The sequence below is a fragment of the Billgrantia montanilacus genome (genome assembly GCF_003336675.1).
GTDB classification, from domain to species: domain Bacteria; phylum Pseudomonadota; class Gammaproteobacteria; order Pseudomonadales; family Halomonadaceae; genus Halomonas; species Halomonas montanilacus.
The window spans coordinates 1-19,112 of record NZ_QPII01000023.1; the positions used below are offsets into that span (position 1 = coordinate 1).

Sequence of the window (19,112 nt, forward strand, 5' to 3'; positions counted from 1 at the left end):
ATAGTGGGCATCAGGGGGCATAATCTAGGTCCCAGGCTGTAGCGCCTCAGGCTTTGTGGATGCTCACCCTGATGCCAAGGCCTGCTGGTAGCTAATCAACAAGCCCGGAGAGACACAAGGCCTTGTCTGAAAAGTCGGCGAGCGAAGGCCAGACAAGGCAAAAATCGGGGAAAAGGCGGAGTTTACGTGGTGTAAATGAGTACTTTGAGCCGATTTTTAACGCCGTATGGCCGAGCGCAGCCAGTTTTCGGACAGAGCCTAGCGTTCCCGGCGAGCTCTTGCGTTCCTGCCCAGGTCACTAAAGGCGGTCTCCAGCTCGCTGACACTGGCAACTCCCCGTATCACGTCGGTGCGCTCCCCCCGTCCGTCGAACAGTACGATGGTGACATGGTCGACCATTTGCTCACCGGCGAATCGCCTTCCCTGTGACGTGTTGATGTTCACCTCGCGCCAGGCCGGTGGTTGTTCGATATTGGCCAGCGCCTGCTTGGCGTTGTCGCGCAGCCGGCGACAGTCGGGGCAGCCATGGTCGAAGACCTGCACCGCCACCGGCTCGCCGTTGCCGATCACGCTCAGGTCGGCTAGCGCGCGTGCCTGGCGCTCCTCGAGGATCAGCCAGGTCACCGGTACGGCGAGGATCGCCAGGGCGATCAGGAGGCCGCGCACCAGGCGGCGGGGGCTGAACCGCCGTGGGGCGCGGGCATGGGGCTTGCGTGCGGAGGCTGTCGGCTTTTGACGCTTGCTCCTGCTCTTCGCCATGCGGGGTACCTCTTGAAAGAAAGGAGGTTCGCAATCCGTCTCTACGTCGCGGGAACGCTCAGGTCCGAGCCGCTAAACGCTTGCCCAGGGCCCGCATGAACTCGCTCCCTGCCGCAAGCTGTTCGCTCTCGATGTACTCGTCGGGCTGGTGGGCCTGGGCGATGCTGCCGGGACCGCAGATCACGGTGGGCAGCCCCACGCGCTGGAACTGACCGGCCTCGGTGGCGTAGGCCACCGCGCCGCTGGGCCGCTCGCCGAGGAGTTCGCGGCACAGGGCGAGTACCTCGGCGTTGTTGTCGTCGGCCAGCGCCGGCACCGTGACGTTGAGCGCCTCGGTGACGATGCTTGTCTCGGCAGCCCTGGCCTGCATTTCGGCCTCGAGCTCGGCGGCGTAGGCGTTCACGCGGCCGATCAGGTCTTCGAAGCGGTCCTGGGGCAGGTGGCGAATTTCCCACTCGAAGGTACATTCGCGGGCCATGATGTTGATGGCGGTGCCGCCGGCGATCTTGCCCACGTGCAGGCTGGAGTGGGCGACGTTGAAGGCCTCGTCGATGCGCCCCTCGGCGCGCAGTTCGGTCATCACGTCCTGGATCCTGGTGACCAGCCGTGCGGCCACATGGATCGCCGAGACGCCCTGGTCGACTTGGCTGGAGTGCGAGGCGCGGCCGGTCACCGTGGTGCGCAGGTTGGTGGCGCCCTTGTGGGCCACCACTGGCTGCATCAAGGTCGGCTCGCCGACGATCACCGCCGTGGGGCGGGGGTGATCGGCCATCAGCCGTTCGATCATGCGCGGTGCGCCGATGCAGCCGACCTCCTCGTCATAGGAGAAGGCCAGGTAGATCGGCGTCGCGAGGTCCTGCCGTACCCAGTTCGGCACCTCCGCCAAGGCACAGGCGATGAAACCCTTCATGTCGCAGGTGCCGCGTCCATAGAGGCGACCATCACCCTTGTCGACGAGTTGGAACGGGTCGGTAGACCACGGTTGACCGTCCACCGGCACCACGTCGGTATGTCCCGACAACACCACACCGCCTTCCACCGCCGGACCGAGGCGCGCCAGCAGGTTGGCCTTGCTGCCGTCATCGTTGGCGATCCGCCAGTGCTCGACATCGTGTTGCGTCAGATACTCTTCAACGAAGCGGATCAGCTCGAGATTGGAATCCCGCGAAACGGTGGCAAAGCCCACCAAGCGTTCGAGCAGTTCAGCCGCTGTCATGATGCTCTCCTGTCCTTGTGTTGCCGTTAGCGTACCACGCTCGCGATAAGTGGGCAGGCATACGGTGTGGGGCATGTGTCGATCGTTTTCATATCCCGAGCGACTCCAGGAAATTCATTCCAATAAACTATTGAATTGTAAGTCTGCCATTGAAAATAGCTATTGAGCGGTTGTCGAAAATCAAATCCCGTACTGGCCGGCAAAGCTGTTATACCTATTCCTACATTAAGGAAAGGCAAAGAACCCGCCTCGCTGACCGTCATGGAGCGATGGTTTTACATCGAGGCTGTAGCCATTAAAGCAGCAGTGTTACGTGGAGAGCGATATGGATCAGAAATTAGGCAGCACCGGGGGCAAGTGCCCTGTCATGCATGGGTCGCGTACCAGTCAGGGGGACACGGGAAAATCGACACATGACTGGTGGCCCAACCAGCTGAACCTGAACATCCTTCATCAGCACTCCCCGAAATCCAATCCATTGGGCGTGGATTTCAACTATGGCGTCGCCTTCGAGCAGCTCGATCTGGCCGCGGTGAAAAAAGACCTCGAGGCCCTGATGACCGACTCCCAGGAGTGGTGGCCGGCCGACTACGGGCACTATGGTCCCTTCTTCATCCGCATGGCGTGGCATAGCGCAGGAACGTACCGTGTGGGGGACGGCCGGGGCGGTGCCGGCACCGGCTCGCAGCGTTTTGCGCCAATCAACAGCTGGCCCGACAACGGCAACCTGGACAAGGCGCGTCGCCTGCTGTGGCCGATCAAGCAGAAGTACGGTAACAAGCTCTCCTGGGCCGACCTCTATATCCTCACGGGGAATGTCGCCCTGGAATCCATGGGCTTCAAGACCTTTGGCTTCGCCGGTGGTCGCGAGGACATCTATCAGCCGGAAGAGGACATCTACTGGGGGGCCGAGGAGGAGTGGCTCGCCACGAGTGACAAGGCCAACAGTCGTTACAGTGGTGAACGGGATCTCGAAAACCCGCTGGCCGCAGTGCAGATGGGCCTGATCTATGTGAATCCGGAAGGCCCGGATGGCAACCCGGATCCGCTGGCGTCGGCCAGGGACATTCGCGATACCTTCGCGCGCATGGCCATGAACGACTATGAGACGGTAGCCCTGACCGCCGGTGGCCACACCTTCGGCAAGACCCACGGCGCCGGTGATCCGGCCAATGTGGGGGCCGAACCGGAAGCCGCACCGATCGAGGAGATGGGCTTCGGCTGGAAGAACAGCTACAAGAGCGGCAAGGGCCGCGATGCCATTACCAGTGGCCTTGAGGGAGCCTGGACGCCGACACCCACCAAGTGGGACATGAGCTATTTCGACGTGCTGTTCGGCTATGAGTGGGAACTGACCAGGAGCCCGGCCGGTGCTCAGCAGTGGCAGCCGAAGGGCCTGGCCGAGAAGGACATGGCACCGGATGCCGAAGATGCCTCCCGGCGCGTGCCGATCATGATGTCCACCGCGGACATGGCCATGCGCGAAGACCCGGAGTACCGCAAGATCTCCGAGCACTTCCACAAGAATCCGGAAGAGTTCGCCGATGCCTTCGCCCGTGCCTGGTTCAAGCTGACCCACCGCGACATGGGTCCGAAGTCACGCTATCTCGGCCCGGAAGTGCCGGCGGAGGATCTGATCTGGCAGGACCCGGTCCCCGCTGTCGATCATGAGCTGATCAATGCACAGGACATTGCCAGCCTCAAGGGCAAGATTCTTGGCTCCGGTCTCTCCGCTGCCGAGCTGGTGTACACCGCCTGGTCATCGGCTGCCACCTTCCGCGGTTCCGACATGCGTGGTGGGGCCAACGGCGCGCGTATCCGCCTTGCACCGCAGAAGGATTGGGAGGCCAACCAGCCCGAGCAGCTGGCCAAGGTATTGAAGACGCTGGAGCGCATTCAGGGCGACTTCAATGCAAGCCAGTCCGGCAAGCGGGTCTCGCTGGCCGATCTGATAGTGCTGGGCGGCTGTGCTGCCATCGAGAAGGCAGCAAAAGATGCCGGCCACACTATCGAAGTGCCGTTCTCGCCGGGGCGCACCGATGCCAGCGATGAGCAGACCGACGCGGAGTCCTTCGAATGGTTGCGCCCCGAGGCCGACGGCTTCCGTAACTATCGCCGGGCGCGGTTCACCGTCTCCGACGAGGAGATGCTGGTCGATAAGGCCCAGTTGCTGGGGCTTTCTGCACCTGAAATGACCGTGCTGGTGGGGGGCATGCGCGTGCTGGGTGCCAACTACGGCAAGTCGCGTTGCGGCGTGTTCACCAGCAGCCCCGGTACGCTCACCAACGACTTCTTCGTCAATGTGGTCGACATGAACACGCAGTGGCAGCCCGCCTCAGTGGATGCCGACGTGTTCGAAGGCCGCGACCGCAGGAGCGGCGAGTTGAAGTGGACCGGAACGCGGGTAGACCTGATCTTCGGCTCCAACTCACAGCTACGGGCCATTGCTGAGATCTATGCACAGGACGATGCCAAGGAGAAATTCGTCAAGGACTTCGTGGCGGCATGGGACAAGGTAATGAACGCGGACCGCTTCGACCTGGCTTGATCGTGGTCGAACGACAGGTGACAGAGGCGCCCCGGCAACGGGGCGCTTTTTTTCGCAAGCAGGAACCACCAAGGAAGTTACCGACATGGGCTACGCTGAAGGTGAATCCTTGAGCAGCTAGGGGAGATGGATATGCTGAATAAGCTCGGAATAGCCTTGTACTTTCTCTGTTGGGCAGCGGCCATCGTTGTGATTTTCGCTCTGGTGGCGGGCTTGTCCTACCTGATCGCTATCGAACAGCAGCCATTCAGCTGGGATATTGTTTCAGGCAGCATGTTCTTTATCATACTTGCTGGCATTTTCTGGGTCTGTGCCCAGGTAGCAAAGCACTGCCTGACGGATAGAAGTGCGGCGCCACCGGACAGGCATCCATCGCCATGATGCGAGCGTCAGGGCCTGGAGGCCGATAGATAGAACAAAGGCCGAGTGAAGTGTCACTCGGCCTTTGTCATTTTGGAACCAGTAGAATGCTGCCGGTAGAGCAGCCCCTGTCACGGGATCGACCACGGCGGGCTGAAGCAGCTCGACGCCGTACTGGGCAACCACCTCGATGAGGCCCTGTCGGCATTGACCGTCATGGTGGCGTGCCGATCATCCGCTCCAGCTCACGGTTGAAAGCCTCCGGCCTGGCCATGTGCAGGAAGTGGTCGGTGTCTTCCAGGATAACGGCGTCGAACTCGGGCAGGAGCAGCCGGTTGGCTTCGATGTCGGTCGGCCACAGGTCGGCGTTGATAGCCATCACGGGTATCGTCAGCTCCCTGAAATGCCGTGCCGCTTCACCATCGGCATGCCGCGCTAGCATATCTTCCATGGCGCTGATGGCCACCTCCGGCGGAGCGGCCGCCATGTCACGCATGACCCAGTCGCGGAGCATGGGGTCGGTGCTCTCGATGAACATCGATGCAACGAACTGGCGTGCGGCCGGTGCAAAGTCTTGTTGGAGCGGTTCCAGCATCCCGTCGCGCTGCTCCTGGCTGATCTCCGAGGCCACATTGTGGAAGGTGTCGACGCCCACGATCCCGATGATGCGCTCCGGCATCAGGCGTGCCGCTTCCACGCTGACCGGCCCGCCCATGGAGTGTCCGATGAGGATCGCCTGCTCCACTTCCAGGTCGTCCAGTACCGCCTTCACGTCCTCCCCGAAGGCCGGCGTAGTGAAGGACTCACGCCCCAGTCCAGAGTGGCCGTGCCCGGCAAGGTCGAGCGTCACCACTCTATGAGTCTGCGAAAAGTACGGTAGCTGCCCGCGCCAGTACCGCCCGTCGCAGCTCCAGCCATGAATGAAGACGAGCGTCGGTTCGCCGCTGCCCTGCACCTCGTAGGCAATCGGTACTCCGTCCGCCGACTCGGCCATCCGCGGCCAGTTGACTTCGTCTGCCAGCGCCGGGCTGGCAAGCGCCAACAGCAGCACCAGGCCCAGGCCCAGGTAACGCATGCCGTGCAATGCAAATCCCCTCATGACGCCTCCCTTGAGTTTTACCTGACTCATCCAGCATAGCCGAGCCAGCCGCGTCGTTTCGCGGAACTTGCGATCTGCTACCCCCGATCGAAAACAGGCCGCCGATCATGGATCGGCGGCCTGGGATGTGGCGTCATCGTGGCCCCCGGCGGGGGCAAAGGCTTACTTGGCCTTGGGAGTGGCTTCCTTGACGGCCTTGGTGGCGGTCTCGGTAGTCTCTTTGGCGCTTTCCTTGGCCTGCTCGACGCTGCTTTCGGTCAGCTTCTGGCTTTCCTGAGCGAATTCCTGCTGCAGGGTCACTACCTTCTCGGCATCGCCCTTCAGGCGCTCAGTCAGGTCCTGGACCACCTGCTGCTGGCCTTCCAGATAGCTCTTCAGGCCTTCGGCGTCCTTGACCTCTGTCAGACTGCGCAGCTGCGTCAGGTTGATGTCGGCATAGGCTTTGGTGGCCTCAAGCTGGGTATTGATCAGCTTTTCGGTGAAGTCGACGGAGAGGGCGGCGAAGGCGCGAGCCGGGGCGAAGAAAACGGACTCGAGCTGGGCGGTGTCAAATTGCTTGGCGTCGAATGCGAATGCGTTGGTCATGATGAGAACCTCCGGGGTTCTGAATGCGATGGAACGGGAAATTTCCGTTCTGCTGCAGTGCACAATAACAGGAATTTTTGTGCAGTGCAACATCGACCGAGGATGGCGCCCCACCCTACAAGGCGTTTGCTGCTGGACCCCTCATCGCGCTGGTTTCAAGGTATGGTGGTGTCAGCACGAAGACGCACCGAGCCGGCCTTGGCAGGTGTTGTTCTGTTTTCTTTGATATAGGAGAAACCCATGCAAGATATAAGACTTCTTGAGGTGGGCATGACCACGAAGATTGGCACAGATCAGGTGCAGGTGCCTGAGGTGGGCAGGGAATATGTCCGGGGGCTCGATTCCAATAGCTGGCTCCTGTTTACCGAAGATCCGGCTGAGGATCGCCCAGTTGTTGTTCGCATTGATAGCATCGACGGTGATGTGTGCCACTGCACGGTCACAAGAAAGCCAAGTTGATTACGATTGTCCTGGTGCACTTGAAAAAATGTCTATCGGGACAAGGAGCTGGAGGAAGTGAGTCGGCTGCCGGGTCAACTCACGGCGCGCCGGGCAGTTCCGTCAGTGGGCCACACGGATGCGCGAGTACCTTACCCAGGAGACGCAGGCACCTCGGTAGGGCAGCGCGGCGAAGCCCCGCGCCGAGCTATTCTCTTCAAGCACACACCAGCCTCGCTCGGCTGGCGCCGTTCCCCAGCGGCTCCACCTTGATCTGCACCGGTATGCGTTCATGCATCTCCTGGATATGCGAGATCACGCCGACGCGTCGTCCCTGGGCCTGCAGGCCGTCGAGGGCGTCCATGGCGAGTGCCAGCGACTGCGGGTCGAGGCTGCCGAAGCCTTCGTCGATGAACAGCGACTCGATCACCAGATTGCCCGAGGCCATCGAGGCCAGGCCCAGGGCCAGCGCCAGGGAGACGAGGAAGGTTTCGCCGCCGGAGAGGGAGTGCGCGGAGCGTTGCTCGTCGCCCATGTCATGATCGATGACCAGCATGCCCAGCGGGCTGCCGCCCCGCGCCAGGCGATAGCGTGGGGCGAGGTTAGCCAGGTGGGCGTTGGCGTGGTCGAGCAGCAGTTCCAGGTTGTAGGCTTGGGCGATGCGGCGGAAGGCCTTGCCGTCGGCGGATCCGATCAGTTCGCTGATCCGCCCCCAGCGCTGATGCTCGGCGCGCGCCGCTTCCAGTTCAGCCTGGCCAGCCTGCTGGCGTGTCCGGCGGCGGTCGTCGTCGCGCAGGGCGTGAACGGCGTCGTCCCGTCTTCGTTGGGCTTCCTGCAGTCCGGGCTCAAGGGCTTCCCGTTCAGCGGCCAGGGCTTCCCGGCGTCTGGCGATTCTCGCTTCGCACGCTTCGCCCAGTAGCTCATCGTCGCTTTCGTCATCGGCCAGCCCCTGGGCGCGGCGGTGGCGAAGCAGGGCGGTGCGGCGTTCGGCCAGGGTGGCGGCGGCGCGCTGGCTGGCCTCGTCCGCCGCCTGCAGCCGGGCTTCGTCGCGGTCGGCTTCCTCCTGAGGCTGGGCCAGGAGGCGGGTGAGGGTGGTGTCGTCAAGCTCGGGGTGCGCCTGGCGCCATTCGTCGAGTGAGCGGGCGAGCTGGTCGCTCTCCTGCTGCAAGGCGCCGAGCTGCTGCTGCTGGTGGTCGAGTCGCTGAGTCAGGCGTTGCAGCTCTTGCTCAGCAGCATGTTGGCGGCTTAAGGCGGCATCCAGGGCCTGACGGGCCTGGGCCTCGGTGTGGTCGAGTTGTTGTTGCCAGGCCTCCGGCGTGGCGTAGTCGCCGAGCAGGGTGCGCAGGGCGGCGGCGGTCTCGTCATGCTGGCGCTGCAGGGCGGGGAGGCGTGCGTCCAGCTCGGCCAGCCGTGCCTCGGCGTTGGTCTTCTCGGTCGTCAGGCGCGTCAGCGCGAGCTCACCCTGGCGCAGCGACTCCTCCAGCGGTGCCAGTTCGGCCTCGGCGCGGTGGAGCCGTTCAAGGGTGGCCTGGTGAGTATTGCGCTCGTTGCTGCTGTTCTGGCGCTGCCGGCTCAGCCAGGCGTCACGCTCGTCCGCCGCCACGGCGGTCAGTTCCTCCGTCAACGGGTGGGCATCGAGTGCCTGGCGAGCCGCTTGAAGACGCGCCTGGCCTGCCGGCTGCTCATTCTGGTTCTGTTGCAGGGTATCCCGCACCACCTTGTACTGCGCCTGCAGCTCCTGGTGGGCATTCAGTGCCTGCTCGCAGTTCTGCCGGGTGTCATCGAGCTCGCGCTCCTCTGCGGCCTGTTGGGCGGCGAGTTGGGCCGCCTCGGGGGTGGCCGGGGGATGCTGGCGCCAGGGGTGGTCGCGCCCGCCGCATACCGGACAGGGCTCGCCTTCCTGCAGGCCTTCACGAAGCATCACCACGCTGTCGCTCCGGGCAGCCCGGGCCCGTTCGATAAAGGCGCTCAGGCTGTCATGGTGTGACTTTCGCTCTTCCAGGCGCTGGCGAGCGGCCTGACCCTCCCGGGTCAGCATCTCCAGGCGTTCATGGGCTTCGGCAAGGCGCCTTTCGCGCTGCCGATGAGACCGTTCGGCCTCGTGATACTCGCGCCAGATGCCCTGCAGTTCGCCCAGGGCCAGCTGGCGGCTGGCGGCCCTGTCGTGGGCCTGCTGAATGGCCTGGCGGGCGGCAGGCTGGTAGGTGTGACTCCCCATCAATTCGGCCAGGGTGGCCTGCCACTGGCGCTGCTGCTCGAGTCGGTGCTGCTGCCTTTCATGCTCCTGGCGATGCTGCTCGCGGTGTCGAGCGGCCTGCTCCCGAGCGCGCTCGCATTCGGCAGTCAGCTCAGCCAGTTCGCGCCGCCGCTGGGTCAGGGCGTGGTGCTGTCCACGTGCCTGGCTCAGGTCGGGTTCGGCCTTGCGGCGCGCTTCGGTGGCCGCCTCCAGGGCCAGAGCGGCCTGGCGGTGGATGCCGGTAGCGTCCTGCGCCTCCCGCTGGGCCCGAACCAGCGCCTGGCGGGTGGTGTCGCGGGCATGCTCGGCCTCGGCGATCAGCCCGGGCAGGCGGGCCTGACGGGAGAGGTCCTGGCGGCGGGGAGCCATCAGGCGGCGCCACTGGTGGTCTGCACGCTGCTCAGCCAACGCTTGCCAATGGGTGTCGGCTGCCTGCTGCTGGTTCAATCCCTCGACATGGGCCGCCTTGAGGTGGGCATCGTCGCTGTGCCAGCGCTGCTGTGCCTTGAGCGACTCTTCCTGCCTTTGCAGGTGAGTGAGGGCTTGCTGGGTGGTCTCGGAGTCGCGTTCCAGCTCGGCTCTTACGTCAGGGGCCGCGGGCAGATCGTCGGCCAGCCTGGCCTGCAGGGCATCGACGACGCCCTTCGCCTCCTTGGCGCGACGATAGGCGGCCATGGAGATGGCGGAGTATTCGGTGGTGCCGGTCAGGCGCTCCAGCAGGTCGCTGCGGTCATTGTCGTCGGCCTTGAGGAAGGCGGAAAACTCGCTCTGGGCCAGCAGCACGGCACGGGTGAACTGCTCGAAGGTAAGCCCCAGCACTTCGGGCAGGAGGCGGTCGAACTCCCGCTTCTGGGCGGTGAGAAGACGTCCGTCCTCGAGGTCGGTGAGCGATTGCTCCGCTGCCTGCAGGCGGCCTTCGGCCTTGTCGCGTGCCCGGCGCACCGCCCAGCGTGCCCGGTAGCGATGCCCATCCCGGCCGAGGAAATCGACCTCGGCGTAGCCGCCAGCCGCACCGCGGCGCAGCAGGGTGCGCGGGTCGAAGCTGGTCACGTCGCTGTCACCGACGTCGGGCAGGCGCGCCTGGTCCTGGCGTGCCCCGCGAAGCCGTGGGGTGTTGCCGTAGAGCGCCAGGCAGAGGGCGTCGAGCAGGGTGCTCTTGCCGGCGCCGGTGGGGCCGGTGATGGCGAAGAGGCCGGCGTCGGCCAGCGGTGGCTGGGTAAAATCCAGCTCGTGGTTGCCGGCCAGGGAGGCGAGGTTCTCGAGGCGAATGGCAAGGATCTTCATGGGTTGCCTTCCTCGCTGGGTGACGCGTGATGCAGCACCTCCTGGCACAGGGCGTCGAAGTCGCGCAGGGTGTCGGCGTCCGGCGTCGCGCCGTAGCTCTCCTGCCAGGCACGTTCGAACAGGGCGCGAGGGCCCAGGCTCTCCAGTGTTACCCGAGGGTCATGGCCGGCGCCGGTGGCGGCGGGAAAGCGGGTGTGAATGCGCAGCAGGCGCACCGGGCAGTCGGCCAGCGCCGTCTCGATACGGTGGCGCAGGTCGGGGCGGGGGGCGTCGAGCTCGACGCGCACCTCGAGCCAGGGCCAGCGTTCGCGGGGAAGGGTGGCCCCGGCCGAGACTTCCTGGTCCGGCGTCGCTTCCTTGCCCTCGCGTGGTAGGGCCTCCAGCTCGGTCAATACCTGCTCCAGTGGGGCGGGGCCGACACGCAGGAGTTCCACCGCTCGGGGAATGGCAATCGACTCGCTGCCGACCAGTGACTCGCCCTCGAGGGTGACCTCTACCACCTGGTGTGGATAGTTCACCTCGCTGAAGTCCATCGGCAGGGGGCTGCCGCTGTAGCGGATGCGCGGCTCGCCGACCTGCTGCGGACGGTGCAGGTGGCCCAGTGCCACGTAGGCGATGTCGTCGGGAAACAGCGCCGCCGAGATCGATTCCTCTCCGCCGATCACGATGGGTCGCTCGCTGTGCTCGGAGATCTGGGCGCCGCGCAGGTGGGCGTGGCTCATGGCCACCAGTGCCTGCCCGGGCCGGCGCTGCCGGCGGGCGGCGTCGATCAGTTCCCGATGGACGCGCTGGATGCCGGCGATGTAGCCGCCTTCGTGTTCGCCGTCGGCCGCGTTCTCGCGGCGGTTGCCGGTGACCTCGGCGGGGCGCAGGAAGGGCAGCGCCAGGCACCAGGCGCGGGTCTCGCCATCGGCGTCGGTCAGTGGCACCAGCAGGCGCTCGGCGTCGAGGCTGCCGTCGTCGCACCAGCTCACCCGGCCGAGGGCATGGGCATTGAGGCGGCGCATCAGTGGGCCGGGCAGTTCGATGCGGCTGCCGCTGTCGTGGTTGCCGGCGATCATCACGATGTCGAGCCCGGGCAGGCGACGATGCGCCTCGACGATGAAGCCGTACAGCTGCTCCTGGGCGCGCAGGGAGGGGTTGACCACGTCGAACACATCGCCGGCGATCAGCAGGGCGTCGGGCTGTCGCGCCTCCAGGGTCTGGAGCAGCCAGTCGAGGAAGGCACCATGCTCGACATGGCGCTCCTGGCCGTGGAAGGTCTGGCCCAGGTGCCAGTCGGCGGTGTGGATCAGTTTCATCGAGCCTTTTCCCTGCTATGGATGCACTGCATAAATTGACCAGCGACATGAAAGCGATAGTCTACGCGAGACACAAGGACGAATCAGGAGGGTCGAGCATGCCCATCGCAACGCCGCATGACTGGAACCTGCCCCCGGAGGAGGCCATAGCGCTGCAGAAGCGGCTGGCCGGGGATATCGAACGGCAGGATCGGATCGACCCCGTGCGGCATATCGCCGGGGTCGACATCGGCTTCGAAGAGGGTGGGGAGATGACCCGGGCCGCGGTGGTGGTGCTGAGCTGGCCGACCCTTGCGCCGGTGGAACAGGTGGTCCACCGCGAGCCGACCCGCATGCCTTATGTGCCCGGCCTGCTGTCGTTCCGTGAGATCCCGGCGGCGCTGGCGGCCTTCTCTCTGCTCACCATCCGGCCCGAGCTGGTCATGGTCGACGGCCAGGGTATCGCCCATCCGCGTCGCCTGGGGGTGGCCTCGCACCTGGGGCTGTGGCTCGACCTGCCGACCATCGGCGTGGCCAAGTCGCGGCTCTGCGGCACCCACGGCGAGGTGCCCGAGGCGAAGGGGGAGTGGACGCCGCTGCGTCATCGCGGCGAGACCATCGGCGCGGTGCTGCGCTCTCGCCTGGGGGTGAAGCCTCTCTATGTCTCACTCGGTCATCGCCTCTCGCTTGCGACCTCGCTCGACTGGGTGGTGCGCTGCCTGGGACGCACCAAGCTGCCCGAACCGACGCGGCTGGCCGACCGGTTGGCCTCCCGGCGTGACGAGAAAAGTCGCTGAGGGTCCCCTTGGGCTTTGCATTCCTGGCCGCCGCGTTCGACCATGGGGTTCCGTCACCTGCCGAGCCCTGCCATGTCCGCTTCGATTAGCCCCGTCCTCGCCGCGACCCGCACCTGGGTCGAGAGCTTCGTGGTGGCCCACGACGTCTGCCCCTTCGCCGGTCGGGAGCTTGCCCGCGACACCATTCGCTATACGGAAGTGGAGGCCAGCGAGTGGGAGCCGGCCCTGCTGACGCTGATCGAAGAGTGCCATCGCCTTGACGAGACCCCGGCGATCGAGACCACCCTGCTGGTGCTGCGTCATGGCTTGGGAGATTTCGACGACTACCTCGATTTCCTGGCCGTCGCCGAAGCACTGATGGCCGACCAGGGCTATGAGGGCATCTACCAACTGGCCAGTTTCCATCCCGACTACTGTTTTGAGGATGCCGAGCCGGACGACCCCGCCAACTACACCAATCGCTCCCCCTGGCCGATGCTGCACCTGTTGCGGGAGGCGAGCCTGGAACAGGTGCTGGCGCACTATGCCGACCCCGAGGCCATTCCCGAGCGCAACATCGAGGTGATGCGTCGACTGGGCGCGGGGCACCTGGCCGCCAACCTGGCGAAGCTGCGCGACAAGAACGCTTCCTGAGCGGTACCTGAACAGTAACTGTGCCTAGACGATATCCAGCGGCACCTTGCGCGTCGGCGCCGGACAGGCGTCGTCGAGCCGCGCCACGGTTTCGTCATCGAGCTCGATCGCCAGCGCCGCGGCATTGTCTGCGACATGCGCCGGCTGCACCGCCTTGGGAATGGCGATGACGTCGCGACGCCCCTCGATCGGACGGGTGACCCAGGCCAGCAGCAGCTGGGCGGGGGTGATGCCCAGCCCGTCGGCAAGCTCGCGGACCACAGGATGACCGAACAGGTCGTGGCGCAACTGGCCGGCCTGGGCCAGCGGGCAGTACGCCATCAGCGGCAGGTCGTGACGGCGTGCCCAGGGTCGCAGCGCCGTCTCGATGCCCCGGGAGCCGAGGTGGTAGAGCACCTGGTTGACCGCGCAGTCACCGCCGCCGGGTAGGGCATGGAGCGCATCGAGTTCATCGACGTCGAAGTTGGAGACGCCGAAGCGGCGAATCTTGCCCTGCTCGCGCAGTCGCTCGAAGGCCTCCAGGGTCTCCTCCAGGGGTATGCTGCCCGGCCAGTGCAGCAGGTAGAGGTCGAGATGGTCGGTGCCCAGGCGGGAAAGGCTGCGTTCGCAGGCGTCGATGGCGCTTTGGCGACCGGCGTTCCAGGGGTAGACCTTGGAGACCAGGAAGGCCTGGGTGCGACGCCCGGTCAATGCCTCGCCGACGACCTCCTCGGCGCCTCCGTCGGCATACATCTCGGCGGTATCGATCACCGTCATGCCGAGATCGAGGCCTTGCTGCAGGGCACGGACCTCGTCGCGGCGTGGGGCCAGCCCTTCGCCCATATACCAGGTTCCCAGGCCGATGACCGGCAGCTCGATGGCGGTTTCGTGTGCCGTGGCGGGCAAGGTGACACGGGGAGTGTTAGGGTGTGTCATGGCAGTGAGGCGCTCTTGGCTGAAAGTTAATGAAAAATATTTCCATATAATTGCCTAAAAGAAATGGCGAAGACAAGCCCATGCGCTATGGTGAGGGATGGTGGCGGCAAGCTCTGCCGTTCTCGCCATTCCATATTGACCAGTTCCCATCATCGCAAGGAGTCGACATGAGCATGAAGAAATCCGCTAGCGCTGTCTGGCAGGGTAGTCTGAAAGAGGGACGCGGTCAGGTTTCGACCGAGAGCGGTGCGCTCAAGGAGGTGTCCTACAATTTCGGTCAGCGCTTCGAGGGCAAGCCGGGGTCCAATCCGGAAGAGCTGGTCGGCGCGGCCCACGCCAGCTGCTACTCCATGGCGCTGTCGATGATCATGGGGGAGGCAGGCCTCGAACCCGAGAAGATCGAGACCGAAGCGACGGTCACGCTGAGCCAGGACGATGGCGGGTTCAGCATCAGCGCCGTGCATCTCAAGACACGGGTGCGTAGCCCGGGCGCCGACCAGGCCGCTTTTCAGGAAGCCGCCGACAAGGCCAAGGTGGGCTGCCCGGTCTCCAAGCTGCTGAATGCCGAAATCACGTTGGATGCCAAGCTGGAAAATTGACACCTCCCTGACAATGACGACTGCCAGCGGCCACCTTGGGGTGGCCGCTGTCGTTCGGGGCATTCGACAGTCATTCGGCGTTCGCTGAGCACTCAGTGGCCATGCCGCGACGGGACGCTTCGACCAGGGCATTGATGAGCCGCTGCTGGGGGCGATTGAAGATCAGCCACTCCGGATGCCACTGCACACCGATCAGGAACTCGTGCTCCCGGGATTCGATGCCCTGGACCAGGCCGTCCCGGTCGCGGGCCACGATTTCGATGCCCGGCCCGGTCTGCTGGACGGCCTGGTGGTGAAGGCTGTTGATGCGGCACCAGGTAACCTTGAGGATACGATGCAGCTGGCTGTCGGCGACGATATCCACTGTCTTTCGAGGCAGTACGGTTCGACGCCGTTTCAGCCCTTCATGGGTGGTATAGATGTCCGGGTCGAGGGTGCCACCCAGGTGGACATTGAGCAGTTGGGCACCGCGACAGATACCCAATACCGGCTTGCCCTCGGGCACGAAGCGCTCGATGAGCTCCAGTTCCAGTTCGTCCCGCTGGGGATCCACCCGGACATCGAGTTGGACCTCGCCGCCGTAGAGGTGGGCCTGGATATCGTCGCCACCGCCGATGATCAGGCCGTCGAGGTAGGCCGGCAACGGGCGCGAAGGGGAGAGCCGCAGTGGGCGGCCGCCGTGGCGCCATACGGCGAACCAGTCGAACCACCAGGCGATTCGGCTCTTGTAATCAGAGGTCGTGATTCCGATGAGGGGGCGGCTCATGAGGGTGTGCGAGCCTCCCGAATCCAGTCGCGCAGCTTTCCGACCCAGCGGATCAGGCGCGGCCGTGTGTGATAAGTGACATAGGTGGCTGCCTGCTTGGTGAGTGCTTCGTTATCGGCCGCGAGGCGCTCGACTTCCACCCACCGGTTCCACTCCACGACGGCTCCCCAGCCGAGCTGTGACAGCTGAGCATTGGGCAGGCGGTAGTGAAAGGTTGGGCGCGCCTTCACCAGCTTGTCGTGGAATAGTTCGTGCGGGTAATCCGGCCGGAGAAAGGCGAACAGGGGGTAGAGGTCCAGCTCCCGGTTGCGGGTCGGGTTGAGCTCGATATAGTCGGCAATCAGACCATCGAGATCCGGGGCATAGTCGGGCGCCAGCACCTTGAGGGCGTAGGGTTTGGGAAAGGGGTTGGCGTGGGGCAGCACCTCGCGGGTGATATCGATATCGATCTCCCGGCGCAGCCACTCCGCCATCAGCAGATAGGCGCGCAGTTGCCTGAGAATGTCAGCGACGTCGAGGCTGGCCACCTCGGGGTTGAGGTGCAGGCCGAAGCCGTAGAGCAGGCTGGCATCGGTGCCCTTGGCACCCTGGCTGTAGAGCGCCGTGAAGAGAGCGTCCAATTCACCGAGCTCATCCCAGGGCACCGGCGGACAGACGATTTCGGTCGGCACCAGGCCGGTGACGACATCGCCGATCAGTTGACGCGTCCGGTTATGGAAATCCACACGCATCTGATGACGTTGGCGCTCCCATTCGCTCTCCTTGCGTGGCACCTCCTCGAGCAGCTTCGCATCGGGGTGCGCATACTGCGTATCGAGTTCGATGACGAAGGTCCCCCAGCGTGTTCCTTCCACCTTGAAACGATGGGGGCTCACCACACTGATCTCGCCGCCAAAGAGGTTGTGCACCAGCTCTGCGGTCCCCTGTGGAGGCAGGCCGGCAAATTCGATTTCGACACCCACACGTCGAGTACTACCTTGATAGCTCAGCGGTGCAGGTGGTGATTGAGGCAGCATGGAGGCATCCTGTGCGAGTCGCGCGTTCTTGGCGGCCAGCCTAGCATAGTGCTGGGCTGGCTCGGAGGAATCGGTGCTGGGCGGCCACTGTCACAGAGCGAGGCAGCTAACATGGACAAGGAGTGATGATGTAATGCCAGGTGGTTTCTTTCAGGCAGTGACGGATGTCAGGCGAGGTACCAGCAGCGGGAACTGGTTGCCGTTCATGGTTGCCTTTGCCGTCCTGTTGCTTCTCCTCAGTACACCGCTGAGTGCTCAGTCCTTGCCGCTTGGCGGACTGGGGACAGGCGAAGAGGACGCAGCCCACGACCCCGAGGCGTTCCAGCAGTCGCTGGACGAGGTGATCGGCACACTTGAGGATGCCCAGCAGCGCGAGGCGCTGCTCGAGAACCTGCGCGAACTCCAACAGGTGCATGCAGAGCGGGCCGAGGAGGGGGGCGGGCAGCGCCAGGGGCTGCTCGGGGCATTGGCGGAGACGTTCAGCGAACTGGGCGAACAGGCCGAGGCCGGCGAGTCGCCGATCGACGACTGGCGGCGTCAGCTGGAGCAGGGCTGGGGTGACCTCAGTGACTTGATGGTCGAGACCGGCAGCGCCGAGACTGCACGATTCATGATCGAGAGTGCCGTGCTGATTGCGATCTGGGTGGGGCTGCTGGTCATCCTGATCGCCCTGGGCAGGCTGCTGTTCGTGAGGCGAGGGCTACCCCTCGACTTGCCGCGGGAACCGCGTGGCTGGCTGCTGGCGCTGCATTTCCTGCGCCGCATGCTGCCCTGGGCGCTCGCTTTCGTGCTGATCATGGGCCTGGCCCAAGTGTTGCCGCCCAGTCCCGGCCGAACCCTGGCGTTGATCGTCGCCTACCTGGCGCTGTGCGGTCGCACCCTGTCGGTGATCGTGGAGAGCGTGGTATCGGTCTTTACCCGAGGCCATCGTTTCACTGCGGTGCTGATCCTGCAGCAGCGCGCCCTGCGCATGCTGTTCGTGATCGGTGCACTGATCGCCCTTGGCGATGCGCTCAATTCGGAACGGCTGTCACAGATGGTAGGGGATGAACTGGCGGCACTGGGCTCGGTGCTGGCCAATATGCTCGCCGCCATTCTCAGTATTCGCTTCATTCTCCGATTCAAGCGACCGATCAAGCACCTGATCCGCAACCGCTCCTGGGGTGTGCGCCGTGACGGCGGGAGCATCATGGAGCTGGCGCGTATCGTCGGTGGGTTGTGGCATGTACCGGCGTTGCTGATCGTGGCGGGTTCGCTGCTGGCGATCTTCATTACCGTAGGTGATGTCGGCACGGCTCTGGCTCGCTCGATCGTCTCTGCCGGCCTGCTGGTGTTGACGCTGGTGGTCACCGGTTTGATCCAGCGCCACACCGAGCGGCGCACCAAGCGGCGGCGCATCAGCGAGTATCGGCGTCGACTCGAACGTTTTGGCTACGCGCTCTCGCATGTGGTCGCCTGGATTGTCTTTGCTGAACTCTCGCTGCAGGTGTGGGGTGGCTCGCTCTTTGGCCTGGGCCGGGAGGGAGTCGCCGGTATGCGCATTGGCCAGGCACTGCTGGCACTGGGTTTCACCGTGCTGCTGGCGTGGCTGGTGTGGATCTTTGCCGATACCGCGATCCAGCGGGCGCTGATCACCTCGGGACGCTCCCGTGGCCGCCGGGTCAACCAGGCACGGGCCCAGACCATCACGCCGATGATCCGCAACGTGATCTTCGCGACTATCGTGATCATTACCAGTATCGTGGGGCTGGCCAATCTGGGGGTGAACGTCACACCGCTGCTGGCCGGTGCCGGCGTGATCGGCCTGGCGGTGGGCTTCGGTGCCCAGACGCTGGTGCAGGACCTGATTACCGGCATCTTCATCATCATCGAGGATTCACTGGCGGTGGACGACTTCGTCCAGATCAACGGCCACATCGGGACCGTCGAGGGCCTGACCCTGCGCACCGTGCGGCTGCGCGACCTGGACGCGGTGGTACATATCATCACCTTCAGCCGTATCGAATCTATCCACAACATGTCGCGGCAGTTCGGTATTGCCCTGATGCGGTTGCGCATTCCCCACACCATGAAGATCGATGACGCTATCACCCTGATGCACGAGACGGCACTGGAGCTGCGCCAGGACCCGATGATGCGCCACCATATCTGGTCGCCGCTGGAGATGCAGGGCATCCAGGCGTTCGAGGATGGCTGCCCGATCCTGCGCATGCGTTTTCGCACCGCCCCGGAGATGCAGTGGGACGTGATGCGCGCCTTCAACCTGCTGCTCAAGCAGCGTATGGAAGCTCAGGAGATCGATCTGGGCATGCCGAGGCTTAGTATCAGCATGGAGGGGCTGCCCGACGATGACATGGCCATCAGGGCAGGGTCGAACAGCGAAGGCCAGCAGGGACGCTTCCGTGATGCCAAGGGGCGTGAGCCCGGCGAGGCGGGCATCGCCGACCCGCAGGGCGACACCAATCCGCAGCGGGCCTCACCCGAATGACGGCGACCCTGCGTTGACTGACGGGCGTGTCGTCAGCGCAGGGCGTTGGGTGGAGCCATGGTAAGGATGTAGTGTTCCGCCGTACTATGAAAT

At 64.5% G+C, this 19,112-nt stretch carries 16 protein-coding genes; 7 read left to right on the plus strand and 9 right to left on the minus strand.

The genetic code is table 11. From position 1 onward, the window contains the following. Positions 1-258: 258 nt before the first annotated feature. Together DU505_RS20195 and argE are read right to left on the minus strand one after the other, a co-directional pair. Positions 259-759 carry a thioredoxin domain-containing protein gene (locus DU505_RS20195; protein ID WP_181872886.1) on the minus strand — a complete coding sequence of 167 codons (501 nt, stop codon included), beginning with the start codon at positions 757-759 and terminating at the stop codon, positions 259-261. A 58-nt stretch (positions 760-817) separates the two neighbouring features. Further along, positions 818-1,975, minus strand: a complete 1,158-nt coding sequence (argE, locus tag DU505_RS20200) for an acetylornithine deacetylase (protein ID WP_114480767.1) — start codon at positions 1,973-1,975, stop codon at positions 818-820. Between the two features lie 325 nt (positions 1,976-2,300). Here argE and katG point away from each other — a divergent pair, with 325 nt between their 5' ends. Together katG and DU505_RS20210 are read left to right on the plus strand one after the other, a co-directional pair. After that, positions 2,301-4,523, plus strand: a complete 2,223-nt coding sequence (katG, locus tag DU505_RS20205; RefSeq protein WP_181872887.1) for a catalase/peroxidase HPI — start codon at positions 2,301-2,303, stop codon at positions 4,521-4,523. A gap of 132 nt (positions 4,524-4,655) precedes the next feature. Then, positions 4,656-4,904 carry a hypothetical protein gene (locus DU505_RS20210; protein ID WP_114480768.1) on the plus strand — a complete coding sequence of 83 codons (249 nt, stop codon included), beginning with the start codon at positions 4,656-4,658 and terminating at the stop codon, positions 4,902-4,904. A 193-nt stretch (positions 4,905-5,097) separates the two neighbouring features. On the opposite strand, the gene DU505_RS20215 is transcribed toward DU505_RS20210, so the two are convergent. Beyond that, positions 5,098-5,982 carry an alpha/beta fold hydrolase gene (locus tag DU505_RS20215; RefSeq protein ID WP_181872888.1) on the minus strand — a complete coding sequence of 295 codons (885 nt, stop codon included), beginning with the start codon at positions 5,980-5,982 and terminating at the stop codon, positions 5,098-5,100. 162 nt (positions 5,983-6,144) lie between these two features. Next, entirely contained in the window at positions 6,145-6,567 is a 423-nt protein-coding gene (locus DU505_RS20220; protein ID WP_114480770.1) for a phasin family protein, read from the minus strand. Positions 6,568-6,807: 240 nt separating this feature from the next. Between DU505_RS20220 and DU505_RS20225 the strand changes: the two genes are divergently transcribed. Next, entirely contained in the window at positions 6,808-7,026 is a 219-nt protein-coding gene (locus DU505_RS20225) for a hypothetical protein (protein ID WP_114480771.1), read from the plus strand. A 196-nt stretch (positions 7,027-7,222) separates the two neighbouring features. Here the strand turns inward: DU505_RS20225 and DU505_RS20230 are convergent, their stop codons facing one another. Then, on the minus strand, positions 7,223-10,525 hold the full coding sequence (locus tag DU505_RS20230; protein WP_114480772.1) for an AAA family ATPase: 3,303 nt from the start codon (positions 10,523-10,525) through the stop codon (positions 7,223-7,225). Then, positions 10,522-11,826, minus strand: coding sequence for an exonuclease SbcCD subunit D (locus DU505_RS20235; protein ID WP_114480773.1), 1,305 nt, complete (start codon positions 11,824-11,826; stop codon positions 10,522-10,524). Before DU505_RS20235 ends, DU505_RS20230 begins: the two co-directional genes overlap by 4 nt. 98 nt (positions 11,827-11,924) lie before the next feature. Between DU505_RS20235 and nfi the strand changes: the two genes are divergently transcribed. Together nfi and DU505_RS20245 are read left to right on the plus strand one after the other, a co-directional pair. Further along, on the plus strand, positions 11,925-12,602 hold the full coding sequence (nfi, locus tag DU505_RS20240) for a deoxyribonuclease V (protein WP_114480774.1): 678 nt from the start codon (positions 11,925-11,927) through the stop codon (positions 12,600-12,602). A 72-nt stretch (positions 12,603-12,674) separates the two neighbouring features. Continuing rightward, positions 12,675-13,235, plus strand: a complete 561-nt coding sequence (locus DU505_RS20245) for a DUF1415 domain-containing protein (protein ID WP_114480775.1) — start codon at positions 12,675-12,677, stop codon at positions 13,233-13,235. A 24-nt stretch (positions 13,236-13,259) separates the two neighbouring features. On the opposite strand, the gene DU505_RS20250 is transcribed toward DU505_RS20245, so the two are convergent. After that, positions 13,260-14,150 carry an aldo/keto reductase gene (locus DU505_RS20250; protein WP_114480776.1) on the minus strand — a complete coding sequence of 297 codons (891 nt, stop codon included), beginning with the start codon at positions 14,148-14,150 and terminating at the stop codon, positions 13,260-13,262. 167 nt (positions 14,151-14,317) lie between these two features. On the opposite strand from DU505_RS20250, the gene DU505_RS20255 reads away from it, so the two are divergent. Beyond that, complete coding sequence (locus DU505_RS20255) at positions 14,318-14,749, plus strand: OsmC family protein (protein WP_114480777.1); 432 nt, start codon at positions 14,318-14,320, stop codon at positions 14,747-14,749. 70 nt (positions 14,750-14,819) lie between these two features. Here DU505_RS20255 and DU505_RS20260 read toward each other — a convergent pair whose 3' ends face one another. Both DU505_RS20260 and DU505_RS20265 read right to left on the minus strand, forming a co-directional pair. Next, positions 14,820-15,515 (minus strand): gamma-glutamyl-gamma-aminobutyrate hydrolase family protein, encoded by a 696-nt coding sequence (locus DU505_RS20260; protein WP_114480778.1) that lies wholly within the window; start codon positions 15,513-15,515, stop codon positions 14,820-14,822. After that, positions 15,512-16,531, minus strand: a complete 1,020-nt coding sequence (locus DU505_RS20265; protein ID WP_114480779.1) for an amidoligase family protein — start codon at positions 16,529-16,531, stop codon at positions 15,512-15,514. The genes DU505_RS20260 and DU505_RS20265 overlap by 4 nt, the downstream gene beginning before the upstream one ends. A gap of 205 nt (positions 16,532-16,736) precedes the next feature. Between DU505_RS20265 and DU505_RS20270 the strand changes: the two genes are divergently transcribed. Continuing rightward, positions 16,737-19,019: a mechanosensitive ion channel family protein gene (locus DU505_RS20270; RefSeq protein ID WP_114480813.1), complete on the plus strand. Its 2,283-nt coding sequence runs from the start codon at positions 16,737-16,739 to the stop codon at positions 19,017-19,019. The last annotated feature ends 93 nt before the right edge of the window (positions 19,020-19,112 follow it).

What these genes read in the sequence shown, in the direction of transcription:
- DU505_RS20245 (WP_114480775.1), top strand. Translation starts at nt 12,675, where the DNA reads ATGTCCGCTTCGATTAGCCCCGTCCTCGCCGCGACCCGCACCTGGGTC.
- DU505_RS20215 (WP_181872888.1), bottom strand. Translation starts at nt 5,982, where the DNA reads ATGAGGGGATTTGCATTGCACGGCATGCGTTACCTGGGCCTGGGCCTG.
- DU505_RS20195 (WP_181872886.1), bottom strand. Translation starts at nt 759, where the DNA reads ATGGCGAAGAGCAGGAGCAAGCGTCAAAAGCCGACAGCCTCCGCACGC.
- DU505_RS20210 (WP_114480768.1), top strand. Translation starts at nt 4,656, where the DNA reads ATGCTGAATAAGCTCGGAATAGCCTTGTACTTTCTCTGTTGGGCAGCG.
- DU505_RS20250 (WP_114480776.1), bottom strand. Translation starts at nt 14,150, where the DNA reads ATGACACACCCTAACACTCCCCGTGTCACCTTGCCCGCCACGGCACAC.
- DU505_RS20230 (WP_114480772.1), bottom strand. Translation starts at nt 10,525, where the DNA reads ATGAAGATCCTTGCCATTCGCCTCGAGAACCTCGCCTCCCTGGCCGGC.
- katG (WP_181872887.1), top strand. Translation starts at nt 2,301, where the DNA reads ATGGATCAGAAATTAGGCAGCACCGGGGGCAAGTGCCCTGTCATGCAT.
- DU505_RS20235 (WP_114480773.1), bottom strand. Translation starts at nt 11,826, where the DNA reads ATGAAACTGATCCACACCGCCGACTGGCACCTGGGCCAGACCTTCCAC.
- argE (WP_114480767.1), bottom strand. Translation starts at nt 1,975, where the DNA reads ATGACAGCGGCTGAACTGCTCGAACGCTTGGTGGGCTTTGCCACCGTT.
- DU505_RS20260 (WP_114480778.1), bottom strand. Translation starts at nt 15,515, where the DNA reads ATGAGCCGCCCCCTCATCGGAATCACGACCTCTGATTACAAGAGCCGA.
- DU505_RS20265 (WP_114480779.1), bottom strand. Translation starts at nt 16,531, where the DNA reads ATGCTGCCTCAATCACCACCTGCACCGCTGAGCTATCAAGGTAGTACT.
- DU505_RS20255 (WP_114480777.1), top strand. Translation starts at nt 14,318, where the DNA reads ATGAGCATGAAGAAATCCGCTAGCGCTGTCTGGCAGGGTAGTCTGAAA.
- DU505_RS20220 (WP_114480770.1), bottom strand. Translation starts at nt 6,567, where the DNA reads ATGACCAACGCATTCGCATTCGACGCCAAGCAATTTGACACCGCCCAG.
- nfi (WP_114480774.1), top strand. Translation starts at nt 11,925, where the DNA reads ATGCCCATCGCAACGCCGCATGACTGGAACCTGCCCCCGGAGGAGGCC.
- DU505_RS20270 (WP_114480813.1), top strand. Translation starts at nt 16,737, where the DNA reads ATGGTTGCCTTTGCCGTCCTGTTGCTTCTCCTCAGTACACCGCTGAGT.
- DU505_RS20225 (WP_114480771.1), top strand. Translation starts at nt 6,808, where the DNA reads ATGCAAGATATAAGACTTCTTGAGGTGGGCATGACCACGAAGATTGGC.